This is a genomic window from Pseudooctadecabacter sp., from assembly GCF_020627745.1.
Classification (GTDB): Bacteria; Pseudomonadota; Alphaproteobacteria; order Rhodobacterales; family Rhodobacteraceae; genus Octadecabacter.
This window is the reverse complement of record NZ_JAHDGE010000036.1, coordinates 1-6,276: the sequence shown is the minus strand read 5'-3', so window position 1 is coordinate 6,276 and position 6,276 is coordinate 1. Positions and strand designations below refer to the sequence as shown.

The following is a 6,276-nucleotide window of genomic DNA, read 5'->3' as shown; positions in this document are numbered from 1 at the left end:
CACAGACCCCCAACCGACGCCGACGCTGATCCCCTGATCCGCGCGCGCTGTTGCTGCACGTCCACCTTTCGTCATTTCCCATCCAAACATCGTTGACTTACCGGCCCGGTTTCTTCACCTCTTGGCCTTCATTTGCAAAGGGTATTCCCCATGATCTCGACCGTTCTGCCCACCTACAATCGCGCCCCCTTCACCTTCGTCAAAGGCGAAGGCACTTGGTTGGTTGAGGCGGACGGGCGACGTTTCCTTGATCTGGGGGCCGGCATTGCCGTCAACGCGCTGGGCCACGCCCATCCCGATCTGGTGGCGGCGTTAACCGATCAGGCCGGCAAGCTTTGGCATGTCTCGAACCTGTATCATATCGCACCACAGCAAAAGCTGGCCGATCTGCTGGCCGAACACACCTTTGCCGACACCACATTTTTCACCAACTCCGGCACGGAGGCCTGTGAACTGGCCGTCAAAATGGCGCGCAAATACTGGTTCGACAAAGGCCAGCCGGAACGGACGGATATCATCACCTTCGACGGGTCCTTCCACGGGCGGTCTGCCGCAGGGATCGCCGCCGCCGGATCCGAGAAAATGACCCACGGGATGGGGCCTCTCTTGCCGGGGTTCGTGCATCTGCCCTTTGGCGATCACGAGGCGCTGACGCAGGCCGCAGCCTCCAAAACCGTGGGCGCGATCATGGTGGAGCCTGTGCAGGGCGAGGGCGGCATCCGCCCGCTGCCGGATGCCTGTCTGAAAGGTCTGCGCGATCTGTGTGATGAACACGGGCTGCTGATGATCCTGGATGAAGTCCAGTGCGGTGTGGGCCGGACCGGTAAACTCTTTGCCCATGAATGGGCAGGCGTTGCGCCCGACATCATGATGGTTGCCAAAGGCATCGGCGGCGGTTTCCCCTTGGGCGCGGTTCTGGCCACCGAAGACGCAGCCTCCGGCATGACCGCAGGCACCCACGGGTCCACCTATGGCGGCAATCCGCTGGCCTGTGCCGTGGGCGCAAAGGTGATGGAGGTCGTCACCGCCCCCGGCTTTCTTGAGGAAGTGAACCGCAAGGCAGGCACCCTGCGCCAGAAACTCGAAGGGCTGGTCGCCTCCAACCCGCAGGTGTTCGAAGCCGTGCGCGGGTCCGGCCTGATGCTGGGCCTGAAATGCGTGGCCCCCAATATGGATGTGGTCACCGCAGGCTACGACGAAGAGGTCCTGACGGTGCCCGCGGCTGACAACGTGGTGCGTCTTTTGCCGCCGCTGACCCTTACGGATGCCGAGATTGATGAGGCCGTCACGCGTCTGGACAAGGCCGCCACCAAGGTCGCCCTCCATGTCTGACTACAGCTTTCGGCCCATGACCCGCGCTGATCTTGCGATGTTCAAGGACTGGCTCGCCCAGCCGCATATCGACGGCTGGTGGGGCGAGGGCGGCACCGAAGCGCGCCTTGTCGAAGAGGACATGGACAAGGACGTGGTGGATATGCGCATCGCCCAGCACAACGGCACGGACTTTGCCTATATTCAGGACTACAACGCCCACGCCTTCGGCGCGCCACAATACGCAGACCAACCCAAGGGTGCCCGCGCCATCGACACCTTTCTGGGGGACCCTGCGTTTTTGGGGCAAGGCCATGGCGCGGGCTATATCGCCGCGCGCGTGGCTGAACTCCGACGTCACTTTCCGTGTGTGCTGACCGACCCGGACCCCGCCAACCTGCGCGCTGTTGCGGCCTACGTCCGCGCGGGGTTCAAACCCCTCGCCATTCGCCCCTGCGAAGACGGCGATCCGGTGCAGGTGATGCGCCACGCTTGACTTCCTCTGATCCGAAAACGCCTCCTCCGGCCATCTAACAAAATTAGCTAATTTTTTTAGACCCGCTCAAGAAACGATATGACATGACCCATTTCCTCGACATTCACAAAACATCCCCCCAAGACCTGCGGGCGATCATCGACACCGCAGCTGACATGAAATCCGCACGCGCAGGCCAGCCCAAAGGCACGCCGGACGCGGACCAGCCGCTTGAAAACCACATGGTCGCGCTGATCTTCGAAAAACCCTCCACCCGCACGCGCATCAGCTTTGATGTCGGCGTGCGCCAGATGGGCGGCGAAACCATGGTCCTGTCCGGTAAGGACATGCAGCTGGGCCACGGCGAAACCATCGCCGACACCGCCCGCGTGCTAAGCCGCTACGTCGACCTCATCATGATCCGCACGTTCGAGGAACAGACCCTGCTGGAAATGGCGGAATACGCCTCTGTCCCCGTGATCAACGGGCTGACGGACCGCACGCATCCGTGCCAGATCATGGCCGATATCCTCACGTTCGAAGAACACAACGGACCCATCAAAGGCAAAAAGGTGGTCTGGTCCGGCGACGGCAACAATGTCTTCGCCAGCTTTGCCCATGCAGCCAAACAGTTCGACTTCGACCTGACGTTTACCGGCCCCGAAACCCTGCAACCCGAACCCGCCCTCGACGGTCTTTACACCACCGAACGTGACCCCGACAAAGCGGTCGAAGGTGCCGATCTGGTGGTCACGGACACCTGGGTGTCCATGCATGACCCGCAATCCGCGCGCGAACGCCGCCACAACCAACTGCGTGGCTATCAGGTGAACAAGGCGCTCATGGACCGCGCCAAACCCGACGCGCTGTTCATGCACTGCCTGCCCGCCCACCGCGACGACGAGGCCACATCCGAGGTGATGGACGGCCCCCATTCCGTCATCTGGGACGAGGCCGAAAACCGTCTTCACGCCCAGAAGGCCATCATGCGCCACTGTCTGGGCAAGTAACGGCCCCCTGATCCTCTTCGCGCCATCAAACCGGCGGTCCGTTGGGCCGCCGGTGCCGTAGGCGCAACCCTGCCCAACGATTGCGCAGCCGTGCCGAATGCGACGGCATTTGGTGCCCCATCCGCCCGCGTGACCCTAGGTCGCGGGAACCTGTCACCGTTTTGTTGCGTTACGCTGATATCTTACAGCCACGTTAACATCCGGTCCTGTCATGTCGGACATTCAGAGTTTTCCCCAAATCCACCCCGCGCCGCTCGCCGGTCATTCCGCCCTGCTGCACCGGTTGTGTTTCTATCCTGTCCTCTTCACCCAAGGACCTTACGTCAAGATGCGCACGCCGCGCCTGCCGGAACCGGACGGTGCCCGTTCGGGCGTGGTGGGCAACGGCAAACCCTTGCGTGTGGTGATCGTGGGCGACAGCTCTGCTGCGGGGGTCGGGGTGGCACACCAGACCCATGCCCTGTCGGGGCAGTTGATCCGCAAACTCGCCCCGCGGGTGCGGCTTGACTGGGACCTTGTGGCAAAATGCGGCAACACCACACCCATGGCGCTGCGCCAGTTGCAGGCCGCCGATCCGGCACCGGCGGATGTGGCCATCACCGGGCTGGGGGTCAATGACATTACATCCGGCACGCCGCTGCGCACATGGCTGCGGCAGACCGATGATCTGATCGACCACCTCAAGGACCGGTTGGGCGTGCGTCATGTCTACATGGCGGGTCTGCCGCCGTTGTCGCAGTTTCCGCGCCTGCAAGGTCCGCTGCGTTGGGTGCTGGGCCATCAGGCGGAACGGTTCGACCGGGCGTTGCGCGATCGTCTGGCCGCGCGGGGGGATGCCACATGGATCACGCTGGATGTGTCGCTGGACCATTCCAACATGGCCGAAGACGGCTATCACCCGCGTGCCGATGTCTATGCCGAATGGGCGCGCACCCTGTCCGACCGCATGGCGATTGATCTGGGCGTTTAGGCGCGCCCGCGTCCTCGCGCCGTAGGGTAAAGCTTGCGTGACGGGGCGGACCGCCTAAATAATCGGGCGTGACCCTGAGTAATGTGCATCCCCCGTCCGACCCGCCTGTACCGGATCCGGTCCACCCCGCCCCGTTAAGCGGACTGTGGCGCGTGCTGCACCGGCTGGCCTTCTACCCCGTTCTGGTGACACAGGGCCCGTGGGTCAAAATCACCACGCCCCGCCTGCAGGAACCCAAAGGCCCGCGCGACGGTGTGGCGGGCGACGGACGCAACCTGAGGGTGCTGATCGCGGGCGACAGCTCTGCTGCGGGGGTCGGCGTGTCAACCCAGTCGCAGGCACTGTCCGGTCAACTGGTGGGTCTGCTGTCGCGCAAGGCCCGTGTGGACTGGCAACTGATCGCCCGCTGCGGGGACACAACCCCTGCGGCGCTGGCACGGTTGAAATCCGCGCGCCCGCGCCATGCGGATGTGGCCGTCACCGGTCTGGGCGTGAACGACGTGATCCGCGGCACGCGGCTGTCGGTCTGGCTGGACCAGCAACGTGACCTTCTGTCCTATCTGACCGACACCCTCGGGGTGGGGCATGTCTACGTCTCCGGCCTGCCGCCGGTCTATCATTTTCCACGGCTGACCGGCCCCCTGCGCTGGGTCCTCGGCCATCAGGCGGCACGGTTTGACCGCGCCTTGCAGGCGATGCTGGACGACCACCCCGATGCCACACACATTCCTGCACGCATGGTGATCGACGCCGATGTGATGGCCGAAGACGGATTTCACCCCGGCCCCCGTGTCTATACCGCATGGGCCGAGGCCGCAGCCGCCCTGATCACATCCGATCACGATCTGTGACCTTGCCGCTGGCACGATGCCGCCTTAGCCTTAAGGTCACGCTGACAACCGACATCTGCCCCAAAAGGAATGGCCAATGACCGACACCGCAACGCTGGGCCTTTACGGTCTGGGCACCATGGGCAGCGCGCTGGCCCTCAATATCCTCGACAAGGGGTTTGACCTGCATGTGTCGAACCGGTCAGCCGAGGCTGTCCCCGCATTCGTGTCCGAGGCCGAAGCCGAAGGGCTGGCTGCAGGTTTGCACGGGGCCGACAGTCTTGAGGCGATGGTCAAGGCCATGGGCGCCCCCCGCGCCATTATCATGATGGTGCCCTCGGGCGCGCCGGTGGATGCCACGATCAAGACGTTGATCCCGCTGTTGGAGGAGGGCGACACAATCATTGATGCGGGCAATTCCGACTTTCAGGCCACCCGCAGCCGCACCAGAACAGTCGAGGACGCCGGGCTGACCTACATCGGCATGGGTGTGTCGGGCGGGGAGGACGGCGCCCGTCACGGCCCGTCCATCATGGTGGGCGGCACGCCCGAGGCATGGGAGGCCACCCGCGCCATGATCGAAGCGATTTCTGCCAAATTCGAAGGCGCACCCTGCGCCGCACACCTTGGCCCCGACGGGGCGGGACATTTCGTGAAAACCGTACACAACGGCATCGAATACGCCGACATGCAACTGATCGCGGAGGTTTACGGCCTGATGCGTTTTGGCCGCAACAACAGCCCCGCGCAGATCGGCGAAATCTTTGACAGATGGAACAAGGGGCCCCTCGACAGCTATCTGGTCGAAATTACAGGCAAGGTCCTGCAGGCCGTCGATGGCGAAACGGGCAAACCCGCCGTCGACGTCATTCTGGATTCCGCCGGACAAAAAGGCACCGGACGCTGGACCGCGATCGAGGCCATAAAGATGGGCCGGTCTGCCAGCATCATCGAGGCCGCCGTGGCCGCCCGTGCCCTGTCCAGCGAAACCGCTGTGCGTGCCAAGGGGGAGGAGCTGTTCGGTGCCGTGCGCTGTGATCTCGACCTCGGCGATGACGATCTGGAACAGGCGCTGCTCGTGGGCCGCATCCTCGCCTATGCGCAGGGGTTCCGGATTCTGGCTGCCGCGTCGGAGGAATACGACTGGTCGGTGGATATGGCGCGCACCGCCGAGGTGTGGCGCGCGGGCTGTATCATCCGGTCCGTTCTGCTGGATGATATTGCCGATGCCTTCCGCAGTGACCTGCCCGAGGACCAGCTGATGTTCGCCCCCGGTCTGGTCGACCGTCTGAAACAGGCCGCCCCGGCCCTGCGCAAGGTCGTTTGTGCGGCGGCCACCCATGGCCACGCCGTTCCGGCCCTGTCGTCCTCGTTGTTCTTTCTCGATACGATCCGCCATGCCCGCGGGACCGCCGATGTCATTCAGGCCCAGCGGGACTTTTTCGGCCGCCACGGGTTCGTGCGCATGGATGGTCGCGAAGACCAGCACGGTCCGTGGTGGGACTGAGCGTGGGATGATCTGACGATCAGCGCCTGCGGCGGGCGTGGCTGGGGGCGCTGCCCCCCGGCCTTCGGCCTCCCCCCGAGGTATTTTTGAACCAGAGAGTTCGAGCCGTCTTGGAAAACCTCTGGGGGAGGTTTTCAGGCGAGAACGGGCGGAGCCCCAAAAGCCGTCTTGGA

6 protein-coding genes are annotated in these 6,276 nt (G+C 63.8%); all 6 read left to right on the top strand.

Going from position 1 to position 6,276, the window contains the following annotated elements; translation table 11 throughout:
- Positions 1 to 150 precede the first annotated feature (150 nt).
- The 6 genes from QZ653_RS12445 (at position 151) to gndA (ending at position 6,103) form a co-directional block, all read left to right on the top strand.
- Positions 151 to 1,332 carry an aspartate aminotransferase family protein gene (locus tag QZ653_RS12445; protein WP_296420423.1) on the top strand — a complete coding sequence of 394 codons (1,182 nt, stop codon included), beginning with the start codon at positions 151 to 153 and terminating at the stop codon, positions 1,330 to 1,332.
- Positions 1,325 to 1,807 (top strand): GNAT family N-acetyltransferase, encoded by a 483-nt coding sequence (locus tag QZ653_RS12440; protein WP_296420422.1) that lies wholly within the window; start codon positions 1,325 to 1,327, stop codon positions 1,805 to 1,807. Before QZ653_RS12445 ends, QZ653_RS12440 begins: the two co-directional genes overlap by 8 nt.
- Positions 1,808 to 1,890: 83 nt before the next feature.
- Positions 1,891 to 2,796, top strand: coding sequence for an ornithine carbamoyltransferase (gene argF, locus QZ653_RS12435; protein ID WP_296420421.1), 906 nt, complete (start codon positions 1,891 to 1,893; stop codon positions 2,794 to 2,796).
- A 211-nt stretch (positions 2,797 to 3,007) separates the two neighbouring features.
- Entirely contained in the window at positions 3,008 to 3,766 is a 759-nt protein-coding gene (locus QZ653_RS12430) for an SGNH/GDSL hydrolase family protein (RefSeq protein WP_296420420.1), read from the top strand.
- Positions 3,767 to 3,834: 68 nt separating this feature from the next.
- Positions 3,835 to 4,617: an SGNH/GDSL hydrolase family protein gene (locus QZ653_RS12425; protein ID WP_296420419.1), complete on the top strand. Its 783-nt coding sequence runs from the start codon at positions 3,835 to 3,837 to the stop codon at positions 4,615 to 4,617.
- A 76-nt stretch (positions 4,618 to 4,693) separates the two neighbouring features.
- Entirely contained in the window at positions 4,694 to 6,103 is a 1,410-nt protein-coding gene (gndA, locus tag QZ653_RS12420; RefSeq protein ID WP_296420418.1) for an NADP-dependent phosphogluconate dehydrogenase, read from the top strand.
- Positions 6,104 to 6,276 lie beyond the last annotated feature (173 nt).

What these genes read in the sequence shown, in the direction of transcription:
- QZ653_RS12445 (WP_296420423.1), top strand. Translation starts at nt 151, where the DNA reads ATGATCTCGACCGTTCTGCCCACCTACAATCGCGCCCCCTTCACCTTC.
- QZ653_RS12440 (WP_296420422.1), top strand. Translation starts at nt 1,325, where the DNA reads ATGTCTGACTACAGCTTTCGGCCCATGACCCGCGCTGATCTTGCGATG.
- argF (WP_296420421.1), top strand. Translation starts at nt 1,891, where the DNA reads ATGACCCATTTCCTCGACATTCACAAAACATCCCCCCAAGACCTGCGG.
- QZ653_RS12430 (WP_296420420.1), top strand. Translation starts at nt 3,008, where the DNA reads ATGTCGGACATTCAGAGTTTTCCCCAAATCCACCCCGCGCCGCTCGCC.
- gndA (WP_296420418.1), top strand. Translation starts at nt 4,694, where the DNA reads ATGACCGACACCGCAACGCTGGGCCTTTACGGTCTGGGCACCATGGGC.